Raw genomic sequence first — 25,823 nt, 5'->3', positions numbered from 1 at the left:
AAAATAATATACTCTCTAAAATAGATAACTTATTTGATAGTACCTGTTGCAATTCCGCTTTGTATATAACGCTGACAAAATAAATAAATAATAAATATTGGAATTGAAATCAATACTAAACTAGCAAAGATAACACCATAATTAGAGCCTCCTCCAAATGCAGTAAATCGTTGCGGTAATAGTGTAATTGTCATAGATTCAGGAGAATTTAATAAAACTAAGGGCAATAAATAATCATTCCAACTCCCCATAAATGCAAAAATTGCAGCCGTACCAATAGCTGGTTTGCACAATGGTATACACATACTAATAAATACCCTTATTTTAGAACATCCATCTATAATAGCCGATTCGATCATTTCATCATTCACCGCATCCATACTATTCCGTATAATCAACATACTCATTGGTATGGACGCTGCCACATGAGGACCGACTAAACCAAACGGATTATTGGTCAACCCAATTGTTTTTAAGGTAATAAAATAAGGCACAATGAAACCTGCAGCAGGCATCATCATCCCAATTAATGTTAAAATATACAAAACATTATTGCCTGGAAAGTCCATCTTTGAAAAAGCAAAAGCAGCTAATGACACACATACAAGTATTAATATCATGTCTATGCCGGTCACCATCAATGAATTCTTTAAATAAATCCAAAAATCAGCGATTTCTGCATTATATCCTTTTGCTATAGTAAAACTATCGGCCTGAAATAGTACACGCTGATAATTTCCCCAGCCTTGACCAAAGAACGAACGTTCAATCATTTTATAGATTGGATAAATCCAAATTACCGTCATTAAAATAATAAATATTTGAGAAACAATTCTTCCCGCCGACCAATGCCCCCTATATTGATTGCGACTATATTTTTCCATCTTCATGCTTACTTATACTCCTTTCATATTAGCGTAATTGTCGAATACATTTAATATTCGCCCTGTCTTTGAATATACAGGTTCAAGCATGAAAGCCCTAGGGCGATAATCAATACGATCACCGATATTGCCGCAGCATATCCTGCTTTATACTCAAGAATATAAGAACGGTAAATCAACGTCGCTAACATCTCAGAGCTTCTACCTGGCCCTCCTTTTGTGATTAGCCAAACTAAATCAAAAGTTTTAAGCGTGCCAACGATACCGAGTATAAGGACTGTAATGTGAGTAGGCCTTAAAAGCGGCAATATAACATACCTAATGACCTTAACCTCAGAACCTCCATCGATCTGCGCTGCCTCTAACACGTCTTTTGGAATCCCGACAATTCCAGCAATATAAAGTGTCATAGAGAAACCAACATACGTATAAATATTCGCAATAATAACAGAATAAAGAGCTGTATTAGGATCTCCAGTCCAATCCCTTACTAGGTTGCCAAGCCCTATCTGGCGCAGTAGCTCATTGATAAAACCCTGCTGATAATTAAACATCTGACTGAATACATAGCCAATAACGACTAAAGCCATGACATTTGGTAAAAATATGATAGATCTGGCTAATCCCTTAGCGAAAATATTTTGTTGGAAACAATATGCCAAAATTAAGCCAAAAACTGCTTGAACAGGGACAGTTATAACAAAGTAAATCGCTGTATTTTTAAGTGCTAAAATAAAATATGGGTCTTTAAACATTCTTGTATAGTTATTAAGTCCAATAAAGATTTTATTTATACTTACCCCATTCCATTCAAAAAATGAAACATGAATATTATATGCCATAGCATAGTAAGTAAAGATCCCTAAAAAAATAAAAGCTGGCGCTATATAAAAATACGCTGCATATGTTTTACCAAACACAGCTTTTTTTAATCCTTTTCCTACCACCCTTTTGGGCTCTCTTGTGGCTTTTTCTGTCATAAAAGGCACCCCCTTTGATTAACATAATTGATATTTGCTGTTCTATTATAAAACTTAATTTTTGGGTGCACACTTATGTGCACCCAAAAATTCAAAAAGTCTTTTTAACGAGCTACAGATTCCGAAGCTGCTTGCAATTGCTTCGTTGCTTCTTCTGGAGTCATAGCACCAGCAGCTACAGCCGGTAAAACATCATTCAACGCATTAGAAATTTCTGCATATTTTATCTCGCGAGCTCCGGCATTATTTTCAACATAATATTGGAACATTTCCAAAGCTTTCTTTTCAGGCTCGCCCCTCATATCATTCATTGCTGGCTCTAAGGATACACCCTTAGCACACGGTAGTACCTGCAAAGAATTACTCCAAATTTCCTGGCCATGGCCTGCTGCCATCCAAGCAACAAATTCAAATGCAGCTTCTTTTTCTTTTTGAGGTTTTGAGTTATTTACTCCCCAAGCCACATCAACTGTAACAACCATATTTTTTTGTGCGTCTTCCTTAACAGCCGGTAATGTGAAAGCACCCATAGTCAGCTTATCCTCAGGAGCACGAACCCCTTTTTCAATACCCTCTTGAACAGCTTTTTTAGTAAGTCCAGAACCATGCCATGTGCCGCAACTCATCATTATATAGTAACGCCTTCCATCAGTCCCTGCAAGACTGAAATTATCGTTTATATCAGGATATAGAGCCGTACCTAAACTACCCTCTGCAAAAAACCCACTATCGAATAAGTTTTTCCAAATTTCTAGCGCTTCAACAAATTCCGGTTCAGTAAAGCTCGATTTGCCATCCGCAGCTTCATAAACCTTACCGGGGGCAATCTGGTTAATAATACCCATGAACACATCGCGACAAGCCCATCCTTCTTTCGCTCCAATCGCGACACCAGGTATTATGTTAGGATCCCTTTTTGATTTCTCGATAGCATCATAAACATCTTGCATGGTCTCAGGAGCTTTTGTAATACCAAGCTTTTCAAATGCTGCTGCATTGTACATAATAACCGGCGTCGCTGTCATTCCACCGGGAAGCACTGTATAATCGTCTCCTGAATAACGGCATTGTTCAAGAGCAGCTGGCAAAAATTTATTCTCCCAATCGGAGCCCCACTTCTTTTCAGCTAACGGTCTAAGTGGCTCACAGAAATCTTTGAATTGATTAGCCCGAGCCCCTACTTGTAGAGCAAGGACAGATGGCCCTTCATTAGCCGCAAGAGCAGCAGATAATTTTTGGAAATGCGCTTCTGATTCGCCTACATGAGTAATATCAAGTTTAATATTAGGATACTCTTTTTCCCACGCTGCCACTAAATCATCTGTTTGAGAACCTTCAGTCGGAATCCATTTCCAAAATGTTATTGTTTGTTTCTCTGACGAAGCATCGCTGCCATCAGTTTCGCTAGTACCCGATTCGCTAGGCATATTATCACTTTGCGTCTTAGTAGGCGTACACCCAACTTGCAGTACAAACATACTAATAGCCAACAGGAATACCAAAGATACTCTCAACTTTCTCATAGTAAAACCTCTCTTTTATAAAATTAACAATTTAGCCAAAAAATATTTTCATATTAACGTTTACATTAACGGTACCGGAAACGATAATATTATATAATGCACATATTATTCTGTCAATACTTCAGTAAAAATTTCCCTCCCCCCGAAACAATATAAGTCATCTAGCTCGAGCAACACATTATATTGCTCAACAAGCCTACACAGCAACGATGTGCTGTTGAACGGCAAAAAGTTAATCCCCTAGCCTTATAACATTCCAAGATAACCTAGGAAGCATTACGGATAAGGTTTCCCCATCTACGCGTCCATCCTGTATTTTGCGCGGTATCACATTGTCCGGCCTTTCGACGCTATTCCCCGCTTTTATATCATCGCCGTTGAGTATTATATGTTCTTTCACTTTATAGCCCTCATATCCGCCAAGTACGCATTCGAGCTCCAATGCATCTTCCATATCCCTGTTTACCGCAAATATGGTCAGCTCGTTCTTCTCCTCGTTTTCTATAGCTACGGATTCAATTATTGGCACATCGGTAAAGTCCTTACTGTCGTATTTAGGCGCGTCTACTACCGGCATCAATACAGTACCCCTGCCATAATTCGAAGCGTGCATAAACGGATAGTATATGGTCTGTTTCCATGCAGGACCGCCTTTTTCTGTCATTATAGGCGCTATAACGTTGACCAATTGAGCAAGGCATGCTATCTTTACCCTGTCAGCGTGTTTTAGAAGTGTTATGAGCATGCAACCCACCACTAAGGCATCCTCAAGGTTATAACTGTCTTCCACCTGATGTGGCGCCGTGCTCCAGCGTTCTACATGTTGATCAGAATCATGTGAATGGTACCATACGTTCCATTCGTCGAACGATAGATTTATGGTTTTGTTGCTGCGTTTCTTTGCCTTTACGTAGTCACACGTGGATATCACTGTGCTTATGAATTTATCCATATCAAGCGACCTTGCAAGGAAGTTTGGCGTATCGTTGTCCCGGTTGCCATAATACGTATGCAGCGATATGTAATCCACGTGTTCATATGTGTGGTCCAGTACTGTGGCCTCCCATTGAGGGAATGTAGGCATGCCTGAGCCGGAGCTGCCACACGCCACCAGCTCTATGGTCGGATCCACCCATTTCATCACTTTTGCTGTTTCACACGCCAACCTGCCGTATTCATCAGCTGTCTTATGGCCTATCTGCCACGGCCCATCCATCTCATTGCCCAAGCACCATACCTTTATGTTATGCGGCTGCGCAGCACCGTTGGATATCCTCAGGTCGCTCCAATAGGTGCCTGACGGGTGATTGCAATATTCTACTAAATAACGTGCCGCGTCCATTCCTCTTGTTCCAAGGTTTACAGCCATCATGATATCGGTATCAGCTCGTTTGGCCCATTCAGCAAACTCATCTACGCCGACTTCGTTTGGCTCTATAACTCCCCAGGCCAATTCCAAGCGTTTAGGCCTTTTTTCTTTTGGCCCTATACCGTCCTCCCAGTTGTATCCCGATACAAAATTACCGCCTGGATAACGTACTATAGGGACATTTAATTCTTTTACGAGTTCTATGACATCCTTTCTGAAGCCCTTGTCATCAGCTTGTGGATGATCCGGCTCATATATACCCTCATACACTGCTCTACCTAAGTGCTCTATAAAGGAACCGAATATCCTTTTGTCGACATTTCCTACCTTATACTTCTTGTCTACCAGCATCCTGGCTTTTTTGCTACTACTCATTTTCTCCTCCTTATTCTAACGCTTTAAAGCGTTTTATTGCGTTTTTGATTATCTTCTATCGTTTATCGCTTTTATCTTGGCCGGATCAAATTTCGGTTTCCTGTCATATGTCATAAGACCGTTTACTTCTTGCTGTACATCGGTAAGTTGTGTATAGCAAAATCCGCATATGTAATCTACAGACATAATAGCATGCGTTATCCTTTCGAAGCGGCTCAAAAACTCCTCTTCATCGGATACTTTATCGCCATATCCCCATCCTTTATCGGAAGCAAATGCTATGCCGCCGTATTCGGTTATAAGCACAGGCTGACCATCATAGGTATGACCCTCGGCAAATATGAATTTACCCGCCGGCGCACCATTTACCACTTTGTCCTTGTCGGCATATGCCTTCTTGAAATCCTCTCCATCAGCTCTATAATCGTGTATCGTGCATAAGTCAGTGTCTGTATGTTCCCATCCGTCATTGGATACCACCGGTCGAGTACTGTCCAGCGATCGTATCATATTGACCACTGCCATAGTGTGATATTGCTGTTTTTTATCGTTTAATATATTTGGCACACCCCATGATTCATTGAACGGGGTCCATGTTATTATACATGGATGGTTGTAATCTCTTTCTATTATCTCCTGCCACTCCTTTATGTAGGCATCGGCTGCAGCCGTACTGAATTCATAATACGACGCCATTTCCCCCCATACCAATAATCCTAACTTATCGCACCAATACAGGTATAAAGGTTCTTCCACTTTCTGATGCTTTCTTACGCCGTTATACCCGAAAGCTTTTGTCATCTTTATATCATCTATCAAAGCCTGCTCGGACGGTGCCGTAAGGTTAGATTCGGGGAAATAGCCCTGATCCAATATAAGTTTTTGATAATATGGATGATTATTCAGCAATACCTTACCATCTTTAATCGATACCTTGCGCATACCGAAATAGCCGGACACACGATCTGCTTCCCTGCCGCCCCTATCGATAAGCGTGAAGTTTATATCGTATAGATTCGGCTGCTCCGGGCTCCACAGTTTAAGGCCCCATTCAAAAATATGGCTTACCACATTGACGCTGAATCTGGCAACGCCCTGATGACAATCTGTTTCGGCCGAGACGATATGCACACCATCGAAAGTTATATCGGCCTTCAACCTACAATCTACAGCCTCACGGCTAAGCCACGCCTCTATATTCACGATACCGTTGTCTATATCCGGCGTTATATGTACGTTCTCTACATGTATCGCGTTCACAGGTTCCAGCCATACTGTCTGCCATATGCCCGATGTGCGGTCATACCAACAACCGAATGGTTCGTCCATCCACGATTGTTTGCCCCTGGCTTGTTGGCGTTCATAGGCATAATCATCGACTTCGACCATTATTATATTTTCACCATCTGCGCTAAGGGCATCGGTTATATCGAATGAAAATGGGGTATGACCTCCCGTATGGCTCCCCATGTAAACGCTGTTGACCCATACCTTAGCTATATAATCGACTGCCCCGAAATGAAGCATTATCCTTTTGTCCCGCCATTGCTGGGGGATATCAAATGCACGCCTGTACCATATACGATCATGTGGCGACGGGTCACCTATGCCGCTTAATTTGCTCTCAAAACAGAAAGGCACATTGATGGTACTCCAACATTCATCGGCATCATCGAATTTGAATTCCCATATTCCATTTAAGTTAAGCCAATCTTTCCTCACAAAATCTGGCCGTGGATATTCCGGCCTCGGTATACTTGACATAAAAATCCTCCTCACAGTTATCATTAGTTATTATTGATTTTAGCAACTTTTTCGCACTATCAATTTTGTATCGAATACCTCATGATAATATTTGCCATTATTCTGCCCGTTTATCCGTTTCATCAATATATCCACTGCTTTATGTGCCATCTTGCGTTTGGAGATATTGATGGTAGTAAGTGGCCACGGAAAAAATAATTGCGACTGTATATTATCATAACCCACTACGCCGACATCATCGGGCACCTTGAGCCCCGCATCTTCCAACGCATATATGGCTTCCCATGCTATCACATCGCTGAAAGCGAAAATACCTGAGAAATCTATTCCCTGCTCTATAATTTTTTTCATAGCAGAGTATGAACGCCCTGCTAATATAGATACTCGTTTGACCAGCTTCGGATCGAATTCTATGTCATTATCAGCCAAAGCTCGCCTATAACCTTCCTCTCTTTCCAATGCGGGTGATACATATTCAGGCCCATTCAAGAAAATTATACGCCTTTTCCCCTTTTTTATCAAATGCTCTGTGGCAAGATATCCCCCTTTTGCATCGTCGGATATCAGATAATCCATATCATTCCATTCCTCAAAATGGCGACCTACTATTACAAATGGCATATTAGATTTTTTTAAAAAGTCTATATCTTCATATTTTTTTTGCGTTGGGAAGAGTATTATACCGTCAACACCCTTGCTCATAGCTGTATAGACGGCACGTTCCTCGAGGTCGTAACGTTCATCAGTATTTATAACAAAAATAGTGTAACCATATTTCCTCGCTGCGATTTCTATATGTTTGGCCATTATGGAAAAATAAGGGTTGGATACGTCGCTTAATACTACTGCTATAGTTTTAGACACTCCGGAACGCAAACCACTAGCTATACTATTAGGTATATAGCCCATCTCTTTTGCAGCTTGCTTGATAATTTTCTTTGTTTCTTCCGCTATATCATCCTTGTCCTTTAATGCTCGTGACACAGTATTTATACTATATCCGGTCTTTTCTGCTATGTCCTTTAATGTTATTTTCATGCCTTCTTAATATGAAGGAACTTTATAATCCTCCATACTTTTACCTCCCTATTATCAAATATCAGCTACTATTACGAGGCGTTTCCCTTTGGTTATTTTAATCGCTTTCTCAACAGTCATCATATCAGTGGGATTTAGATATATTATTTGGTCTTCACGCAGACCTACAAAGTAGGTCTCTAAATCTTCAGCAGCTCTATCATTCACTTGAATAGCGCGCAATGACTTCATCTCTCTCCACACAGGTATATGTTGCACATGATTTCCACATAGATGTATCATTCCTCCATGAGGATACGTTGACAATAACTGATCATCAAACGGCGCGATAAATTCGCGGTACATGCGTGAAGAGATCAGTTGGGTACTGCAACCGCATAACTGTCCAAAACCAGGTGGCTGCGTACGATGCCCCGATATAACAGGCTGCAGTTGATCTATAGGTATATTTTTTAAGTACCAGCCATGCAGATCGCATAAAAGTCTATTTATAACCTTTATATCGTGTTCCGCTTCATTCGGTGTTATATATAAAGCCTCCAAAAACCTCTGCCCATAAAGGTTAACAGCTACATTCAATACACTAGCAATGGTTGGGAGGCCAAACAACGGTACTTTAACCTTGCTTTCGATAAAAGCCCGCGCCAATCTCTTTGCTAAATTCCATGCCTCATTTTGCTCAAGATCAGGATAGCATAGCTGACCAATATGACCTTGAATATATTCATTATACCATTGATTACTAATTTCATCAAAGTATACATTAGCTCCCAATATCTTATCAATAAAATGTACTCCATATGGACCAAATTCAATGCACAGGGGGCGAAACACCTCATTGTCCAACAATTTATCTGCACGTGATGCCAAATCATCTAGAGCATCAGTTAGCCATCTTTCCGGTTCTTTATATGGATCAATATTCGAACGACCATATATGCCATTAAGATAAATAACCTTATCAATACACTCGCCATCGAATAATGACTCGAGTCTATCAAACCATCTTTTCCGACTTAAAAGTAATTTATCGTCGTTTAATATCTCCTCAGCTCTTTGTTTCATGCATTTATCTCCTAACCACTAGTCTGTACTGGATGGCATAACCCGTATCTCGGAAAGGCCTATTTCCTGTACATCGTTTGGAACATTATCTATAACAAATTTTATATTTTTAATTTTCATTGGCTCAAAATTAATTATTATATCATTCCCAAATTTATCTTCGTCGGCGTTAGTATCAACGTTAATGACAGCGTTATTGTTAATAATAAGCTTTGCTGTATTAAAGGTCCTTTTTCTATTATGAGATAGGTATATTATTACTGTATCAATATAACTCTCTTTATCCCACTCTAAACAAACCCAAGAACCTTTTGTTTCATTGTTTGGTACCCAATCATAATTTTCGCTTTCTTTGGTAAAGCCAACCTCTCCATCAACCAACGCTTCACTTTTATAACCTGGTTTTATGGAACTAACGCTTACGTTCGCTTCAGGCGCAATATTATCAATCCCATCTACACCCGATGGCAGAGGTTGAGGTTTAAAAGAAGGCCCATTCACATAAACCGTCCCATCACTTCTAAAACCCATCCTATCGATATTCAGTTGTCTATCCCCTCCACCTTCCGCCGGGTTCGTATGCGTATGATAGACAATAAATATTTCTTTATTATCAGGTGATACTGCAAAACTGTTATGGCCAGGACCAGAAACGATAGGTAGCATCCCACTATTTTCTATATCAGTGACTGATCTAAGTATAGGATTATTTTTGCTTTTCACAAACGGTCCTAACGGTTGTCTAGAAGTAGCATACCCTACAGAATAAGTAGCATCCCCATAGTAATTGGCCGAATAGAACATATAATATGTTTCATTGTCCTTGAATATTATAGGTCCCTCATTCCACCTCCACGCATCACCGGATAGTTTTTCCCAATCCTGATCAGGACGCATCAGCAAAATCGGCTGTCCCACTGTCGACATCATATCGTCGCTCAATTTTATGCCATAAATATGACTCTCATGAACTCCATTAACAACATTTTCAGAGCAATCTTTGGAAAAATATAGATACTTTTCTCCATCTTCATCGATAAATGGGCTGGCATCAATTGTAGCATATCCGAAATCAAACAAGGGTTTATTCAAAATATCCTTAAATGGCCCTAAAGGACTCTCTGCTACAGCCACACCTATGCGTAAGCTATTGCTTCTCAACTCTCTCGCAGAGAAAAACATGTAATATTTCTCTTGATATTCGATAACCTCAGGAGCCCAAAAATCGCCTATAGCCCAACTGTTCAAATCTCTAGTGAAGGACATCCCTTTATATTCCCAATTTACCAAATCAAACGACATCCATACTTTATATCCATTTGGCGCTGATGTAGCATAGCAATAATACTTACCATCAGAAGCTTTTAAAACAAAAGGATCTCCTATATTATTTATAGGTAAGGGATTGCTATAAAATCTGCTTTTTATAGCGCTCGATTTTGAAGAATTAAGAACATACTTCCCTTGTACTATATTCGCATCCACTCTTTTTACCTCTTTTTGTTTTATATATGATGCACTTACATATACTAAAGCTACTATCACAAACAAAAGTAAAACCGTTTTTACTTTTTTATTCATTATACAAATCTCCCCAAATCTAGCCTTTCAATGAACCTATAAGCACTCCTTTAACAAAATATTTTTGAATAAAAGGATAGAAACACATTATAGGAACTGTAGCTATTACTATAGTAGTATACTTAACTAATTCTTTATAGGCACTTGTCTCACCAAATTGACCACTTGTCGTCAACGATATACCCTGCTGCATTTGGCTTGCGTCGCTGGTTATGAGTATTTCACGGAGAATAAGCTGCAAGGGATATTTACTCCTATCGCTTAGGAAAATCATTGCCGGGAACCACGAGTTCCACGCGCCCACCACATAATATAATAATATCACAGCGCATACTGCTTTAGAGAGTGGTACGACGACTCTCGTCAGTATATAAAAATCGTTTGCTCCATCTATTCGAGCTGCTTCTTCTAACTCGCCGGGAACACCTTCAAACCCAGTCCTCATAATTATCATATTCCAAGTATTAATGGCAAAAGGAAACACTAATGCTGTCCAACTATCATACATACCTAATCCTTTAACTGTTAAGAACCACGGTATCAAACCTCCCCCAAAAAACATGGTAATGGTTATCATGAGCATGATAGCTTTTTTCCAATAAAGGTTTTTCCTGGATATAACATATGCGCCCAGTATCGTAAATATCATGTTAACAGCTACACCAGTTACAACGTAAAATATGGTATTAGCATATCCTCTTATAATGTCCGGATTATTTAGTACTATCTTATAGCCTTCCAAAGTAAAGCCCAATGGCTTATATAATGGTGCTCTATAAGATTGAAGCTTAATCGGGTCACTGACAGATGCAAAAAGAACATATAAAACCGGATATAAGCATGCTATTGTTATAAGTATTAATAAAGTATAGTTTAATACATCGAAAATTCTATCACCAAAAGTTTTTTTATTCATCCAAGTCACTCCTTACCATAAACTCGTATCTGAAATCCTACGAGCAGTAGTATTAGCGAACCATAAAAAAGCAAAATTAATTATCGAATTAAGCAAACCTACAGCAGTAGAATAGCTATAATCAAATTCCTGTAATCCTCGTCTATATATATAAGATGCTATTACATCAGCTTTTTCGTAAGTTATAGGATTGTATAACAAAATAACTTTTTCGTAACCTGACGCCAACATACCTCCAATAGCAAATATCAAAAGGATAGTTATTGTGGGCATTATTGATGGTATAGTTATATACCACATTTGTTTGAATCTACCAGCGCCATCAATCGTAGCCGATTCATACAACTCAGGATTTATATTCGCCATAGCAGCAAGGTATATTATACTATTCCAACCCACATCTTGCCATATCCCCGAAAAAGTATATATAGGCCTGAATAAGCTCGGATTAGCCAATAGTGGACTTCGTTCCCCTCCAAAAGCGACTATAATATCGTTTATAAGTCCATCTGTTTCGCAAAAAATATGAATTAATCCGCATATTACCACCAAAGATATAAAGTGTGGCATATAAGTAATAGTTTGCACAGTTTTTTTAAAAGGACCGTTTTTTACTTCGTTAAGCATAAGTGCCAATATTATCGGCGCAGGAAACCCAAACACCAGGCCCCACACATTTAGCATAAAAGTATTGGAAACTAATCGGCCAAAGTATGGGTCCGTAACAAAGTCTATAAAGTGTTTGATACCAACAAACTTACTACCCCAAAGACCAAGCCTGGGCCTATAATCAACAAAGGCAATGAGTGCTCCCCACATTGGAACATAGCAAAAAATAATATAAAAAGCAATAACGGGAATGGCCATTAGGTAAATCATCCAATTACGTCTAAAATCTTTTTTAATAATTTTTAGTGTCGACTCATGTTCTCCCATCGGCCAAATTTCTCTAACATTTTGCAAACTCATAAAATCTCCCCTCATAAAATATCGATAATAAGAAAAATAAGTATGTATTCGAAGGTGTTACCTATATGCTTACCGTTCTTTCGCTTTATATTATTGAGATATTACAATGGTATCTGGTTAACCCGATACCATTGTAATATATAGCCCGTTTTATCTGGAATTATAACGGTCTAAAGCTGCTTGCCAGATAGCCAACCATTCATTAACACCCATTTTCTCTGCCTGTTTAACAAAATTATCAAATTCCGAAACTGGCTTTTGCCCCATTATAATTTTCAAGAAAGTCTCACTACGCAACGTTGCCAATTGTGTGCCAAGCTGTGCTTCTTTTGAAGCCTCGTCCACCGTGAAACTAAGCGGAGGTACAGCAGGCGACGCATCTGTTCCATTTGTCCACATCTGGCGAATTTCACCCGAATAACTGCCCGGAGCAACTATCAGGGGATTAGACTTATGTTCTTCTCTTATAAATGGCCCTTGATGCAGCTTATATTTCCATACCCGGTTGGATAGAGGTATATTTTCGGGATCATTCCACATCACGCTTTCAGGATGGTAATACGGCATGCCATTCTCATCGAGCTTATGTGTGCGATCAGGTAAACCAAAATTACAAAGTTCCCATCCTTTCTTTGTATAACCAAAATCCAAGAACTTAGCCGCAGCCTCTACATTATCGCATTCAGTGGTAATAGACGTTGGCCAACCTCCATTTTTCCAATGTTTATAAGTTGTAGTGGGCTTATCGCCTTTATTAAGAACGGGATAAGGAGCTCCTACGAAATCAATATTGTTTTGTTCTTTCCATACTCCCCACATAGTATCAGGCGAATCCATAGCGACAGCACAATCCGGGGAAGAAGCAAAAGCCATATTGCTGCTAAAATCACGTGTAGCAAAATCCTTATCTATCAGGCCTTCAGCATACCATTTACGCATTTCCGTCAGATACTGTTTCATACCAGGCTGAAGTGGACCCCAAGCTACTTTGCCATCCTTATCTATAAATGTCCAATCATATGCGCCATAAGCGCTTACAAAGTAGCCGGTAAATATAGTGCCAGCACCTGTATTAAACATTAAGGGGCTCTTATAGCCAACTTCTTGACATTTCTTTAAGAAAGCATACCATTCATCCATAGTTTCCGGTACTGGTAACCCCGTTTTATCAAGAGCTTCCTGCTTTATTAATCCTCCGAACCATATCCATTCAGAGTATGGCGCAACATTATAAAATCCTAATACGCGGCCCTTATCATCCATAGTGGTTCTGCGTCTATCTTCGTCAGATTCTCTGAATTGTTTATAGTTAGGAGCATACTTATCAATAATCTCGGTATGATCTATGAACACGCCATCATCAATACCTACGGTTATACCACCTTTATAACGATCCGACTGGCAAATCATATCAGGTAAATCATCAGAAGCAATCATTAAATTAAACTTCTCACTCTCTTGTCCTATCGGAGGGTGTATAAACTTGATATCGACGCCAGTGAGCTTCTCAATTTCTTTCCACACCTCATGCTCATTCATGTCCTTAATCGCTACCCCCTGAAAAGCATCTATAGGCCACCAATAGGTAAGTGTGGGATTGCCTTTCACCGGATAAGCAGAAACAATATTTGGAATGTTATATGGATCCTTTAAATTAGGATCGCTTAGTTCGGGATTCTCTACAGCCGCAGCATCGCCATCTGTTTCTCCTTCGTTGGTAGATGTTTCAGTTCCAGTTTCGGTTTGATCACCGGTCTGCCCTCCGCTGCAACCCGCAAAAAGGGAAACAGCTAAAACCAAAGCCAACAACAGAGATAATAGCCTCACTTTCCGCATTCAAAATCTCCTCCTCTAAAAATATTAATCTATTGCAAAATCTTTTTTATAAGATTTGGCAATCTGCACCACGTCTTATTATGTAATGGAAGTAGAAGAAGCATATAGATACCCCACCAAAGCATAATAATTCAACCAGAATATGTTACATTAACGTTTTCATTAACGTTACCGGAAACGATAATATTATATAATGCACATATTGTTTTGTCAATACTTCAGCAAAAAGTTTTTTCGAAACAACGTTTGGATAAACAGTTGACTGTATGATAATATATTAACAGGAATAACAAAACAGGAGATAATAAGAACTGTCTCATAGATATAAGAGGAAATTATGATGATGTATAAAATTATGATCATAGAAGACGATGTCATAATCGCGCGGGTTATGCAGGAGCATCTTAGTAAATGGGGCTACGAGGCTGTCTATATAACCGACTTTAAGAATATCACCGAACAGGTCGTCCGGCTGGAGCCGCATATTATATTGCTCGATATAATGCTTCCGTTTTTTAACGGTTTCTACTGGTGCAGCGAAATACGCAAGGTGTCCAAAGTGCCTATCATATTCATATCCTCGGCCGACGATAATATGAATATCATAATGGCCATGAATATGGGCGGGGACGACTTTATCGCAAAGCCATTTGATTTGAACGTCCTCACGGCAAAGGTGGGGGCTTTGATAAGGCGCGCCTATTCGCTCCAAGGGCAGGTAAATGTTATCGAACACAACGGCGCCGTCCTAAACCTCGGCGATGCCACGCTGGTTTATCATGGCAACAAAATCGAGCTTACCAAGAACGACTATAGGATACTGCAGCTTCTTATGGAAAATGCCGGCAGGGTGATTTCTCGCGAAGAAATAATGCAGCGCCTCTGGGAAAGCGACGATTTCATCGACGATAATACCCTTACGGTCAATATGGCCCGTTTGCGCAAAAAGCTGGCCGAAGCAGGGCTTGAAGGTTTCATCAAGACCAAAAAGGGACTTGGTTATATGGTAGAGTGATGAATATGAAACATTTTGCATGCATTTTGGGTTTATACTTAAAACAGAAGATCACAACCATCATCGTTATAGCGGTATCATTCAGCATCTCCCTAGTGATCTTTTATCTGTATGCTTTGCCTTTGGAACCGGTGGCCTATGCGGCTCTGCTGGCCGGCATTTTCCTGCTGCTGATCGGCATTATAGAATTCGTAGCTTTTTACAGCAAGCACATGGTGCTCGAAAAATTGAAGGACAGCATCGCAGTATCGGACCTTATGCTGCCCAATCCGCAAGGCCTTATTGAACGGGATTATCAGGGATTGATCAGGGCTATCCATGAAAACAGGAGGGAAATTATAAACGAGAAGGATAAGGCTCTCGCCGATATGACTGATTACTATACCATATGGGCGCATCAGATCAAGATACCAATAGCCGCCATGCAATTGCTTTTGCAGTCCAAGCATGCAGACATAAATGGCGAATTGTCGGATCAATTGTTCAAGGTGGAACAGTACGTCGAAATGGCGTTGCAATATCTCCGCACCGAAAGCCTGAGCGGTGATCTGATGCTTAAAAGGTATTCTCTCGACGATATGGTGAAGCAGGCAGTGCGCAAATACTCGAAATCTTTTATACACAAGAAAATCAAGCTCGATTACAATGGCTTAAATCATGAGGTATTGACCGACGAGAAATGGACGGTGTTCGTCATAGAGCAGATATTGTCAAACGCGCTCAAATATACCGACAAGGGTGAAATTTCCATATATATGGACAGCGATTCGCCCGATACGCTGGTCATTGAAGATACGGGGATAGGCATCGAATCGGAGGATCTACCGCGCATATTCGAAAAAGGCTTCACCGGCTACAACGGTCGGCTGGATAAAAAATCGACCGGCATCGGCCTGTATCTATGCAAGCGCATTTTAAGCAAGCTGTCGCACACCATATCAATAGAATCGCAAGTCGGCAAAGGTACCAAAGTGAAAATCGGATTCGGCACGGTCGACATAGCCGCCGATTGATGCAAGGATATCCGTATTAATCATTATAATGCCCCTTGCAGCTTAAAATATAGATGGTGGCATCTTCGATTTTGTAGATTAACCTATCTTTATCTGTAATTCTTCTGCTCCAGTATCCGGCTAGCTCATGTCTTAGTGCTTCAGGCTTGCCTATGCCATTATAACCGTTACGTTCTATATCTTTGATAATATCATTTATTTTTTTGACTATCTTTTTGTCCTCTATAAGCCACCGAGTATAATCTTCCCATGCGATGTCGGAAAAAACCTTATTCATTCGTTAATGAGTCCAGTTCCTCTGTTGTTTTCATTACAACATCACCGCGCTCGATCTGCTTTTTGCTTTCCAAAAGGCGCTCATAGTATTTTTTGTTGCTCATGATGAATAAATTTTCCATGAGGTTGTTATACTCGTCTAGGCTCATTAAAACAACGTTCTTTTCATTTTTCCTTGTTATAATTATCGTCTCGTTATCATCAGTTGCTTTATCGCAATAATCTTTCAATTTATTCCTTATGGTAGAATAATTAACAGCCAGCATATTGTTTCGCCCCTTTCATTGTTGTTGTACAATGTATTGTATCATATATTGTACAACAATAGTATAAAAAAATCAATAGTAAATTTTCTGCGAGTGCATGTAATTTTATTGATACACAACATTCCAGAAGCAATTCACCTCCATGAACAGGCAAAGGTTTTATATCTCTGTTGATATCAATTTTTACATTTTACGAATTACAGTTACCAAAATGTAAGGTTGGAGGCAAAAATGTAAGACAAAGCAATGGCATGGTATTTTCACTTTTTGCTATAATGGACGGGAAGAAAGACAATGGAGGAATATGATATGCCACTTTTGGAAGTTATAAACTTAAAGAAGATATATACCACGAGATTCGGAGGAAATCCCGTTCAGGCCCTTGCCAACGTATCCTTTTCGATAGATCAGGGCGAATACGTCGCCATCATGGGTGAGTCCGGATCTGGCAAGACGACGCTTCTCAACATTATCGCCGCGCTCGATAAGCCTACTGGCGGCGATGTGCTGCTGAATGGCAAAAGCATAACATCGATCGGCGAAATGGAGATATCAGCATTCAGGCGGGATAATCTCGGCTTCGTATTTCAGGACTTTAATCTGCTCGATACATTTTCCATCGAGGATAATATCCTTTTGCCTCTGGTACTGGCCGGGAAGCGCTATAATGAAATGATCGGCAGGCTGAAAGCCATCGCCGAAAAACTCAAAATCGCCGACATCCTTATGAAATACCCTTATGAGGTTTCGGGCGGTCAGAAACAAAGGACGGCCGTAGCGCGCGCCCTCATCACGAGGCCGCAGCTCATACTAGCCGATGAGCCCACCGGCTTATTGGACTCCCATACCACCGAAGGGCTGCTGAAACTATTTGCAGAAATAAACGACGACGGGCAAACGATCCTCATGGTTACACACAGCATAAAAGCCGCCAGCCATGCCAAAAGAGTGCTCTTCATAAAGGACGGAGAGGTATATCACCAGCTTTACAAGGCATCGCTGTCCGATGAACAGATGTATCAAAGAATCTCGGACACCCTAACGATGATAGCGACGGGAGGTGCCAGAGGTGAGTAAATCCTTGTATGCCAGGCTGGCTGTGAACAACATCAAAAAGAACACTCAGGCTTATATCCCTTATATATTGACCTGCATCGGGATAATCGCCATGTTCTACAATATGGCCTTTTTGACAGCGGCAAAGGACCTGGGCAGCATAAGCGACAGCAGTACGATAAGAAATATATTGTCTTTTGGGCAGATAATAATCGGTATCTTTTCGGTCATATTTTTATTTTACACCAACAGTTTCTTGATAAAGCGGCGCAAAAAGGAATTCGGCCTTTTTAACATTTTGGGCATGGAGAAAAAGCATATAGCCGGGATCATGTTTTACGAAACCTTTTTTATCGCCCTTATAAGCCTTGGCATCGGCATCGGGGCAGGGATACTTTTCAGCAAGCTGATCATTTTATTGCTTTTTAAGATAATATCCTTTAAGGCCACCTTTGGTTTTGAGGTCCCGCTAACGGCTGTTTCCACCACAGCGATGCTTTTTATTGCAATCTTTGCCGTGAACCTCATATATAACGTTTACCAGGTGCATCTGTCAAAGCCCATCGAGCTGCTCAAAGGTGGCGATGTCGGTGAAAAAGAGCCCAAGACGAAATGGCTCACAGCCATAATCGGAGCGTTATGCCTCAGCCTGGGATATTATATCGCTCTGACCATAGAAGCACCCTTGAATGCTTTGAACATCTTTTTCATAGCCGTAGTGCTGGTTATAATCGGTACCTACTGCCTATTTACCGCCGGAAGCATAGCAGTCTTGAAGATGTTACGCAAAAACAAGCGATATTATTATAAGCCGGAGCATTTCGTTTCGGTTTCGGGCATGATCTATCGCATGAAACAAAATGCCGTCGGTCTGGCTAATATTTGCATATTGTCCACCGCGGTGATCGTCATGCTGGCCATCACATTTTCCACGTATATAGGAATGGAGGATATACTGCGCACGCGCTTCCCAAGGAATATTATTCTCACAATGGGCGGTGTTTCGGAAGAACAGGTGACCGCGCTGGACGACATTATCGAGAAACAGACGGCGGCAGCCGGTGTTATCCCTAAGAATGTGGTTCGCAGCCGTTTTGTGGATTTCTACACAATCCAAAACGGCGCAGCTTTTACCGCAGAGCAAACGATTAATTATTATGCCAATAATAGAGCTGTCATATATTTTGTTCTGCTCGATGATTATAATGAAATGGAAGGCAAATCGGTTTCATTAAAAAGCGATGAAGCGCTGCTCTATGTTGTGCGCGGCAATATACCGGCTGATACTGTAAGCTTTAACGGTTTTAAGCTTTCGGTTAAAGAGCGCCTGACATCTTTCGATGCGGCAGACACAATAGGTGAAAAGCTTATCGACAGCTATTTCATAGTGGTCGACAGCATGGATACCATAAATCGCGTTTACGATTCCATGAACGGCAATGGTACGGGTACTCCAGGATTCTCGTATTATTACAGCTTCGATGTTGCCGGCGGTAAAAGCGTTCAATCCGCCCTAACAGCATCGTTAAGTAAAGCCATAAAAGATGCCGGCATAGACATTTATGCCGAATGTGTCGAAGACGCTAAGGATGGCTTTTATGCCACTTACGGTGGTTTATTCTTTCTCGGCCTATTCCTCGGCATACTGTTTATAGCGGCGACAGTGCTTATAATCTACTATAAGCAGATAGCCGAGGGCTACGACGATAAAAAGCGTTTCGAGATTATGCAGAAGGTGGGCATGAGCCGCGATGAGATCAAGAAATCCATCCGCAGCCAGGTATTAAGCGTATTTTTCCTGCCGCTCATTACAGCGGCCATCCATGTGGCCTTCGCATTCAAGATCATGACAAAACTGCTTTTCGTGCTCAACCTCACCAACATTGCGTTGTTTGCCGTGTGTACAGCCGTGATCATCATCATCTTCGCTGCCTTTTATATTACCGTATACACCTTGACCGCAAGAACATATTATAAGATCGTGAGTTAATCTATCTTGGATATTATGATATAATATCCAAAGCAGAGATAAGCGAGGTATAGAACATGAACATGGTTGACCTTATAAAGAAAAAGAGGAACGGGCACGAGCTTGCCGAGGAGGAAATCGAGTATGTCATAAGCGCCTATACCGCAGACAGCATACCGGATTATCAGATGGCGGCGCTTATGATGGCCGTCTATTTCACAGGCATGAGCAAGCGGGAAACCGCCGACTTCACCATGGCGATGGCGCACTCGGGCAAAATGGCCGATCTCTCGGCCATAAACGGCGTCAAGGTGGACAAGCACAGTACCGGCGGCGTGGCCGATACCACTACTCTGGTACTGGCGCCGCTGGTAGCAGCATGCGGCGCTCCTGTGGCCAAGATGGCCGGCAGAGGCTTGGGCCACACCGGCGGTACCATAGATAAGCTCGAGGCCATACCAGGCATGAGGACATCGCTATCTATGGACGAGTTCATAAGAAACGTAAACAGCATAGGCTTGGCCATAATAAGTCAGACCGACGACCTGGCTCCCGCCGATAAAAAGCTGTATGCTCTGAGGGATGTCACCGCCACCGTCGATATCATGCCGCTCATCGCCAGCTCCATCATGAGCAAAAAGCTGGCGGCAGGCGCTGATGCCATAGTTCTGGACGTAAAGGTCGGCCAGGGCGCATTCATGAAGGATTATAAAAGCGCCTTGGAGCTCGCCGATATCATGGTAAACATAGGCGAAAGCGCCGGTAAGAGAACGATGGCCGCCATCACTGACATGAATCAGCCGCTGGGCCTGGCCATCGGCAATTCACTTGAGGTGATAGAGGCCTGCGAAACATTGAAGGGTCGCGGACACAGGGATTTATTGGACGTATGCATGTTCTTGGGCAGCTATATGCTTATGCTAGCCGGTATAGCAAGTACGAGGGAAGAGGCTGTGGCTGAGCTTGAACACGCGCTCGAATCAGGCAGCGGTTTTGCAAAACTCAAGCAGATGGTTGAAGTCCAGGGCGGAAATGCCGATGCGCTGGATGATTATTCCCTGCTAACTCAGGCAAGGATTAAATACGAAATAAAAGCTGAAAATAACGCGTACATATCGTCCCTCAGCGCTGAAAACCTCGGCCTGTGCGCCATGAGGCTGGGCGCCGGCCGCATGATAAAAGATGACAGCATAGACCTGTCGGCAGGCATCATGCTGAACAAAAAGGTGGGGGATTTTGTACGCAAGGGCGAAACGATAGCCGTCGTTCACACCAATGACCGGCAAAAACTAAGCCAGGTCCTGCCTGATATATTAAGCTCCATACAAATGACAGAAAAGCCGGTGGCAAGGCCTAAGCTCATACATGCGCTGGTCAGCAGGGACGGCGTAGAATCATTTTAGAAAGGTTGACATGAAATGTACGATATATCAGATCTGGCTGGCAGGAGCATAGAATGCGACTGCGGCCGCAGACACGAGGTCCTTATAAAACATATAGAGGTGGAAAGCGGCGCTATAAACCACATACCCGATGTATGCCGCAAGCTGTTTACAGGTGGCAGCGCTCTTTTGGTAGCCGACGACAATACATATAAAGCCGCAGGTGCAAAGGTATATGAAGCGCTGACAAATCATAGTTTAGATACAGATATATGCATGTTAAAAAGGCCAAGCGTCGAGTACGGCGCTGATGAAATGCCAGCATCGCAGCCCGGCATAGCCTCGCCGTGGGAGCCGGCCGATGCCATAGCCACAGACGAACGCTCAATAGTGCGCATCATGGTGGCACTGAAGCCCGACACCTCTTTTTTGTTGGCCATAGGTTCGGGCACCATAAACGACTTGGTGCGCTTTGTCAGCTCGCGCACCGGCATACCGTATGTAAGCATACCGACCGCGCCTTCGGTGGACGGATACGCATCCACTGTGGTGCCACTGCTCATGGACGGTTTCAAGCGCACGGTACCCGGCACGCATCCGACAGCCATAATAGCTGATACGGACGTGCTGTGCAACGCACCTTCTTCTATGATAGCGGCAGGCTTCGGCGATATGGTCGGCAAACTGACCGCGCTCCTGGATTGGAAACTGAGCCATGTGCTCGACGGCGAATATCTATGCCAGACATCCTTTGATATGATGAACTCCGCCGTGCAAAAATGCCTGTCCGACCCTTCTGGCATACGCCAGCGCAAACCCGATGCCATAAAGGCGTTGATGGAGGGCCTTATATTATCGGGCGTGGCTATGATGCTGGTGGGTAATTCGCGGCCGGCTTCGGGCAGCGAACATCATATGGCACACTACTGGGAGATGATGTTTGCTCAAAAAGGACTCGAGCAGCCATACCACGGCGCCAAGGTCGGCATAGCCACTCCTGTGATAGCCTCGGTTTACAAAAAACTGATAGATATGGACGAGACACAGATAAAGGCCCTGGCCGACGCATATACGCCGATAAGCCCAAGCACGCGCCGCCAACGTATAGCCGATGCCTTTGGCCCTTTGGCCGATGAGGTCATGGCTGAGAGCTCAAGCGTATGGCTGCCCGAAGATGAGCAAAAGCAGCGCGCACAGCATATAGCACAGATGTGGCCTGCCATAAGAGAAGCGTTGCTATCATCCGTACCGAATCCGGGAGAAATAAAACACCTCTTGGCCAGTGCCGGTGCGGCACACAGCGCCGAGCATATAAATGTGGATGCCAGCTTACTGCAACAAACGCTGCTCAATGCCATGTATATACGCACGCGTTATACCGTACTGCGCCTAGCCGATGATATAGGCTGTTTGCAGGATATATCCAGCATTATAGCAAAAGAAGCGCTCCATCAATAGGAGCGCTTCTTAAAAGGAGCAATGGTTATTCCATTATGGATAATTTAATCTGTCCAAAACAGCCTTCGGGCACCAACACCTCATCGGGCGTAAATTCATATCCAGTGGTGCGGAATGAGCGAGAATCGGTCCACGGCCGCTTGCCGCTCTTTTGATGCAACGGGCCCATCATGTTCCTCGGACTGCCCATCATCTCTATGCCTATCTCGTTTACTCCATCGTGCAAGAATTCGGTGATGTCGGCCCCGTTGGCGGCACGCCACGGTATATGTGCCGCGATATTACCGTTTACCCATATAGCTACCGTAGTAGCCCTGTATTCGCCCAAATCGATATATACCCTCTGCCCATCTTTTATATGCAGCTCTACCCTTTCTTTATATATCATGCCGCCCGGGTAATTGGGATAACCCTGTGAGCACCAGTCGCCGAAATGCAGCCTTTCAGGTTCGTCTATAATGGCTTTGGTCAATAGATCTACGCCGAAATTGCCTATTATATAACAATCCTCAAGCTCCATGCTATTTTTATATTTGCAGCTCAATTCCACCTCATGGCGGCCGGGCAACAGCAGCGGCAGCTCGACTTTGTCGAAGCTCTTATCAAGATACCAGCCATGCGGCTCATTGGATATGAGCATATCATCAAAAGTTATATCAAAGTTTTCAGCGCCTTCCACCACAAAATATACATGACCTATCGGCCGATCGTTTACATCAAAGGCAAAACGCAACTGCACATGAGCGCCATCGTTCGGATGCGGCGTATATATCCAGCGCCAGCGTTGTTCCAAACCGTTGACGGCTACAGAGCGCATACCCAAACGCTTGCGTATAGCCTCCTGCGCCTGCCACACCTGCATAAACGGCGACCAATCCTCACCATCAAAGCGGTACTGGCAATAATCCAACGTAAGCACATTCGGATCGGTACGGACAAAGTCGCATACAGGCCCCATGTATCTCGCATCCACTTCTTTAACCGGCTCATATGCTACATCAGCCGGTTGACGGCTCGCATCTATCACATACAGCATGGAGCCAGCCGGCCCAAAAGAGGCATCGAATACCATATATCCATCTTCGATATCAGCAGATACCGGCCTGATATCACCGGTCAACGCATCCCATTGTTCTATATGCCCCGTGCCTTTTAGCCATATACGCACATCATGGCCGCTGCTCCTGTCGGTATTGACTATGAAGAACACATGATTATTGCCCTCATAACGCTCCATATATATGAAAGCATCATCTTGCTGCCCGGCTTTATCGTCTATGCTTATGGTGCGTTGTACTATATTATCCAGCGCGCTTTCTATCTGGCACATCGCATTATCCACTACTGTCATATTTTCATGATCAAACAGCTCGGCCAGCCCTTGGTCGGGGCGAGCATCTATCATGGTAGCATACGGTTTTACTGCTATAACCTTGCCTCCATTATCCATGAACGCTTTTAACAAATTCACCGTACTGCGCCTTATGGTAATCATAGGCGGCAGAATCACGGTTTTGTATGCCGCTTTATTTATTATAAATTCATCGTTTCCGACGCGCCCATAATCCTCTATAACGGACTCATCGCCCAGGTCAAAATCGCGGTGCAGGCCCAGCAATCCGTCACACAGTGTTTGGAAGGAGGCCCCCATTTCATTGACCTCTTTATCGTTTGTACCACTATAACGGCACCACGCGCTCTCTATGGGATGCACCACCAATATGTCTCGCTTAACCTTACCCGATGAGAGCATAAGCGACAAGCGCGCGAAATAGTCCTCGACTACTTTGTTATATTTCCACCATGTATTATTGTAGTTGTACGATCCGGGATAGTCGCGTTTACGGCAACCGCGCAGCGAATAAAGCGCCAGATGCTGGCAGCGCATATTGACGCCCAACGCATACTGCCAATCGCCCACCCATTTTTGGCCTTCAAAAGTGAAGTCCCAGCCAGTGCAGCCGTAAAGCTCTGACACTACGCGGCTGCGGTCGAACTGATTGGCCATGCTGCTGCATTGCTTCACCGTCAGCGTTTCGCTTATGGACTCGGTCAATATATCTATGCCGGGTTGGTGCTCATACTGATAATGCGGCATAACGCTGCCGCCAGACCGTATGGCAAGCGCAAAGTCGTTTTCATAAAGATAATGACCGGTGAATCCCAAACCATGTTCATCACACCATTGGCCAAGTTGCTTGGAGTATGCCTCTACGAACAATTCCGATATGGTACGCCAATAGTCGTGTCTAACTTCTATGGATCTATCGCCGTCAAAGAATATGTACGGTAAGAATTGTAATATATCGTAGCCGCGTTTTTGCTCAAAATATTGCGGGAATATATCGGTCCACGGTATACCTTTCATGCCGGGATTATGGCCGGAAAAGATGTTAGGCTCATCGGTAAATATGCCGGGTATCGTTTTGCCGAATTCGTGTCCGAATTGTTTGTAATACGGCTCATAGACCGACTCTATAAAGGCTCGCACGCTTTTGGGATTCAGATTGTCAGCATACGCATCGCCATTGAACCAATCGCTTTTAGCGCATATCTCACGCCTAAAGCCTACGGCACGTCTGCCCGACATCACAGTATCGCCTGCATTCAATTGTTCCAACGACGCTATTTTCTCGCTGTCTATTTGTATGTAGAAAGCCGATAAAACGCCCTCGACCTTTTGGCCGGACTCCAATTCCACCAACGTGAGCAGCTTGGCCCGCCCCTCATCGCCTATCTTGGCTGCTACCATGCCGCCGCCAAAGCCCGAAGGCCAACGGTCCTCGTCGTACAACCAGGCGTTCATGCCCACCTCTTTGGCCGTATCTACCGCCGCCTTAACGCATTCCATCCACTCTTCGCCCATAAAAGGCGTTTCCAGCCCCTCGCGCGAGTGCATGAAAAAACCGCCCATGCCGGCCTGTTTCATGTTCCTGATCTGCCAGGCCACTTCCTCGGGTTTTAACCTATCGTTCCATGACCAGAATGGCGCACTCCTGTAATCTTTACCTGGATTACCAAACTGTTGTCTTAATTCTTCCATAATATTTTATACCCCCTATGTACTTGAAAAGCAATCATTGCAAAC

At 42.9% G+C, this 25,823-nt stretch carries 20 protein-coding genes; 6 read left to right on the top strand and 14 right to left on the bottom strand.

The features are described 5' to 3' along the window. Positions 1-29: 29 nt before the first annotated feature. The 11 genes from MAHAU_RS00905 to MAHAU_RS00855 all read right to left on the bottom strand — a co-directional run bounded on the left by MAHAU_RS00905 (position 30) and on the right by MAHAU_RS00855 (position 14,300). Positions 30-890 (bottom strand): carbohydrate ABC transporter permease, encoded by an 861-nt coding sequence (locus MAHAU_RS00905; protein WP_013779845.1) that lies wholly within the window; start codon positions 888-890, stop codon positions 30-32. A gap of 44 nt (positions 891-934) precedes the next feature. Next, positions 935-1,864 carry a carbohydrate ABC transporter permease gene (locus MAHAU_RS00900; protein WP_013779844.1) on the bottom strand — a complete coding sequence of 310 codons (930 nt, stop codon included), beginning with the start codon at positions 1,862-1,864 and terminating at the stop codon, positions 935-937. Between the two features lie 104 nt (positions 1,865-1,968). Continuing rightward, positions 1,969-3,387 carry an ABC transporter substrate-binding protein gene (locus MAHAU_RS00895; protein ID WP_013779843.1) on the bottom strand — a complete coding sequence of 473 codons (1,419 nt, stop codon included), beginning with the start codon at positions 3,385-3,387 and terminating at the stop codon, positions 1,969-1,971. A gap of 232 nt (positions 3,388-3,619) precedes the next feature. Beyond that, positions 3,620-5,131: an arabinosylfuranosidase ArfA gene (gene arfA / locus MAHAU_RS00890; RefSeq protein WP_013779842.1), complete on the bottom strand. Its 1,512-nt coding sequence runs from the start codon at positions 5,129-5,131 to the stop codon at positions 3,620-3,622. 48 nt (positions 5,132-5,179) lie between these two features. After that, positions 5,180-6,895, bottom strand: coding sequence for a glycoside hydrolase family 2 protein (locus tag MAHAU_RS00885; protein WP_013779841.1), 1,716 nt, complete (start codon positions 6,893-6,895; stop codon positions 5,180-5,182). 39 nt (positions 6,896-6,934) lie between these two features. Then, positions 6,935-7,933 carry a LacI family DNA-binding transcriptional regulator gene (locus MAHAU_RS00880; RefSeq protein WP_013779840.1) on the bottom strand — a complete coding sequence of 333 codons (999 nt, stop codon included), beginning with the start codon at positions 7,931-7,933 and terminating at the stop codon, positions 6,935-6,937. A 54-nt stretch (positions 7,934-7,987) separates the two neighbouring features. Beyond that, on the bottom strand, positions 7,988-8,998 hold the full coding sequence (locus MAHAU_RS00875) for a uroporphyrinogen decarboxylase/cobalamine-independent methonine synthase family protein (protein ID WP_013779839.1): 1,011 nt from the start codon (positions 8,996-8,998) through the stop codon (positions 7,988-7,990). A gap of 18 nt (positions 8,999-9,016) precedes the next feature. Continuing rightward, a complete protein-coding gene (locus MAHAU_RS15265) occupies positions 9,017-10,579 on the bottom strand; it encodes a glycoside hydrolase family 43 protein (RefSeq protein ID WP_013779838.1) in 1,563 nt (520 codons plus the stop codon). Positions 10,580-10,598: 19 nt separating this feature from the next. Then, a complete protein-coding gene (locus MAHAU_RS00865) occupies positions 10,599-11,495 on the bottom strand; it encodes a carbohydrate ABC transporter permease (RefSeq protein ID WP_013779837.1) in 897 nt (298 codons plus the stop codon). Positions 11,496-11,507: 12 nt separating this feature from the next. Next, positions 11,508-12,464, bottom strand: coding sequence for an ABC transporter permease (locus MAHAU_RS00860; protein WP_013779836.1), 957 nt, complete (start codon positions 12,462-12,464; stop codon positions 11,508-11,510). 150 nt (positions 12,465-12,614) lie between these two features. Further along, positions 12,615-14,300, bottom strand: a complete 1,686-nt coding sequence (locus tag MAHAU_RS00855; protein WP_013779835.1) for an extracellular solute-binding protein — start codon at positions 14,298-14,300, stop codon at positions 12,615-12,617. A 343-nt stretch (positions 14,301-14,643) separates the two neighbouring features. On the opposite strand from MAHAU_RS00855, the gene MAHAU_RS00850 reads away from it, so the two are divergent. Both MAHAU_RS00850 and MAHAU_RS00845 read left to right on the top strand, forming a co-directional pair. Beyond that, the gene (locus MAHAU_RS00850) at positions 14,644-15,315 is read left to right on the top strand and encodes a response regulator transcription factor (RefSeq protein ID WP_041644217.1); all 672 of its coding nucleotides are present in this window, start codon (positions 14,644-14,646) and stop codon (positions 15,313-15,315) included. Between the two features lie 5 nt (positions 15,316-15,320). Then, the gene (locus tag MAHAU_RS00845) at positions 15,321-16,328 is read left to right on the top strand and encodes a sensor histidine kinase (protein ID WP_013779833.1); all 1,008 of its coding nucleotides are present in this window, start codon (positions 15,321-15,323) and stop codon (positions 16,326-16,328) included. A 16-nt stretch (positions 16,329-16,344) separates the two neighbouring features. On the opposite strand, the gene MAHAU_RS00840 is transcribed toward MAHAU_RS00845, so the two are convergent. Both MAHAU_RS00840 and MAHAU_RS00835 read right to left on the bottom strand, forming a co-directional pair. Beyond that, positions 16,345-16,605, bottom strand: coding sequence for a Txe/YoeB family addiction module toxin (locus tag MAHAU_RS00840; protein ID WP_013779832.1), 261 nt, complete (start codon positions 16,603-16,605; stop codon positions 16,345-16,347). Then, on the bottom strand, positions 16,598-16,870 hold the full coding sequence (locus MAHAU_RS00835; RefSeq protein WP_013779831.1) for a type II toxin-antitoxin system Phd/YefM family antitoxin: 273 nt from the start codon (positions 16,868-16,870) through the stop codon (positions 16,598-16,600). The genes MAHAU_RS00840 and MAHAU_RS00835 overlap by 8 nt, the downstream gene beginning before the upstream one ends. 309 nt (positions 16,871-17,179) lie before the next feature. On the opposite strand from MAHAU_RS00835, the gene MAHAU_RS00830 reads away from it, so the two are divergent. Genes MAHAU_RS00830 through MAHAU_RS00815 form a run of 4 tightly spaced genes read left to right on the top strand, consistent with a single transcriptional unit; the run spans position 17,180 to position 22,735 of the window. Further along, positions 17,180-17,947, top strand: coding sequence for an ABC transporter ATP-binding protein (locus MAHAU_RS00830; RefSeq protein ID WP_013779830.1), 768 nt, complete (start codon positions 17,180-17,182; stop codon positions 17,945-17,947). Then, a complete protein-coding gene (locus MAHAU_RS00825; RefSeq protein WP_013779829.1) occupies positions 17,940-19,916 on the top strand; it encodes an FtsX-like permease family protein in 1,977 nt (658 codons plus the stop codon). The genes MAHAU_RS00830 and MAHAU_RS00825 overlap by 8 nt, the downstream gene beginning before the upstream one ends. Positions 19,917-19,972: 56 nt before the next feature. Beyond that, positions 19,973-21,298, top strand: coding sequence for a pyrimidine-nucleoside phosphorylase (locus MAHAU_RS00820; RefSeq protein ID WP_013779828.1), 1,326 nt, complete (start codon positions 19,973-19,975; stop codon positions 21,296-21,298). 15 nt (positions 21,299-21,313) lie between these two features. Next, entirely contained in the window at positions 21,314-22,735 is a 1,422-nt protein-coding gene (locus MAHAU_RS00815) for a sn-glycerol-1-phosphate dehydrogenase (protein ID WP_013779827.1), read from the top strand. A 25-nt stretch (positions 22,736-22,760) separates the two neighbouring features. Here the strand turns inward: MAHAU_RS00815 and MAHAU_RS00810 are convergent, their stop codons facing one another. Next, the gene (locus tag MAHAU_RS00810) at positions 22,761-25,778 is read right to left on the bottom strand and encodes a glycosyl hydrolase (RefSeq protein WP_013779826.1); all 3,018 of its coding nucleotides are present in this window, start codon (positions 25,776-25,778) and stop codon (positions 22,761-22,763) included. Between the last annotated feature and the right edge of the window lie 45 nt (positions 25,779-25,823).

This window comes from Mahella australiensis 50-1 BON (assembly GCF_000213255.1).
In the GTDB taxonomy this organism is placed as follows: domain Bacteria; phylum Bacillota; class Clostridia; order Mahellales; family Mahellaceae; genus Mahella; species Mahella australiensis.
This window is presented reverse-complemented; position numbering and strand designations above follow the sequence as displayed.

Coding starts and splice junctions, on each gene's coding strand:
- MAHAU_RS00905 (WP_013779845.1), bottom strand. CDS start 890: ATGAAGATGGAAAAATATAGTCGCAATCAATATAGGGGGCATTGGTCG.
- MAHAU_RS00900 (WP_013779844.1), bottom strand. CDS start 1,864: ATGACAGAAAAAGCCACAAGAGAGCCCAAAAGGGTGGTAGGAAAAGGA.
- MAHAU_RS00895 (WP_013779843.1), bottom strand. CDS start 3,387: ATGAGAAAGTTGAGAGTATCTTTGGTATTCCTGTTGGCTATTAGTATG.
- arfA (WP_013779842.1), bottom strand. CDS start 5,131: ATGAGTAGTAGCAAAAAAGCCAGGATGCTGGTAGACAAGAAGTATAAG.
- MAHAU_RS00885 (WP_013779841.1), bottom strand. CDS start 6,895: ATGTCAAGTATACCGAGGCCGGAATATCCACGGCCAGATTTTGTGAGG.
- MAHAU_RS00880 (WP_013779840.1), bottom strand. CDS start 7,933: ATGAAAATAACATTAAAGGACATAGCAGAAAAGACCGGATATAGTATA.
- MAHAU_RS00875 (WP_013779839.1), bottom strand. CDS start 8,998: ATGAAACAAAGAGCTGAGGAGATATTAAACGACGATAAATTACTTTTA.
- MAHAU_RS15265 (WP_013779838.1), bottom strand. CDS start 10,579: ATGAATAAAAAAGTAAAAACGGTTTTACTTTTGTTTGTGATAGTAGCT.
- MAHAU_RS00865 (WP_013779837.1), bottom strand. CDS start 11,495: ATGAATAAAAAAACTTTTGGTGATAGAATTTTCGATGTATTAAACTAT.
- MAHAU_RS00860 (WP_013779836.1), bottom strand. CDS start 12,464: ATGAGTTTGCAAAATGTTAGAGAAATTTGGCCGATGGGAGAACATGAG.
- MAHAU_RS00855 (WP_013779835.1), bottom strand. CDS start 14,300: ATGCGGAAAGTGAGGCTATTATCTCTGTTGTTGGCTTTGGTTTTAGCT.
- MAHAU_RS00850 (WP_041644217.1), top strand. CDS start 14,644: ATGTATAAAATTATGATCATAGAAGACGATGTCATAATCGCGCGGGTT.
- MAHAU_RS00845 (WP_013779833.1), top strand. CDS start 15,321: ATGAAACATTTTGCATGCATTTTGGGTTTATACTTAAAACAGAAGATC.
- MAHAU_RS00840 (WP_013779832.1), bottom strand. CDS start 16,605: ATGAATAAGGTTTTTTCCGACATCGCATGGGAAGATTATACTCGGTGG.
- MAHAU_RS00835 (WP_013779831.1), bottom strand. CDS start 16,870: ATGCTGGCTGTTAATTATTCTACCATAAGGAATAAATTGAAAGATTAT.
- MAHAU_RS00830 (WP_013779830.1), top strand. CDS start 17,180: ATGCCACTTTTGGAAGTTATAAACTTAAAGAAGATATATACCACGAGA.
- MAHAU_RS00820 (WP_013779828.1), top strand. CDS start 19,973: ATGAACATGGTTGACCTTATAAAGAAAAAGAGGAACGGGCACGAGCTT.
- MAHAU_RS00815 (WP_013779827.1), top strand. CDS start 21,314: ATGTACGATATATCAGATCTGGCTGGCAGGAGCATAGAATGCGACTGC.
- MAHAU_RS00810 (WP_013779826.1), bottom strand. CDS start 25,778: ATGGAAGAATTAAGACAACAGTTTGGTAATCCAGGTAAAGATTACAGG.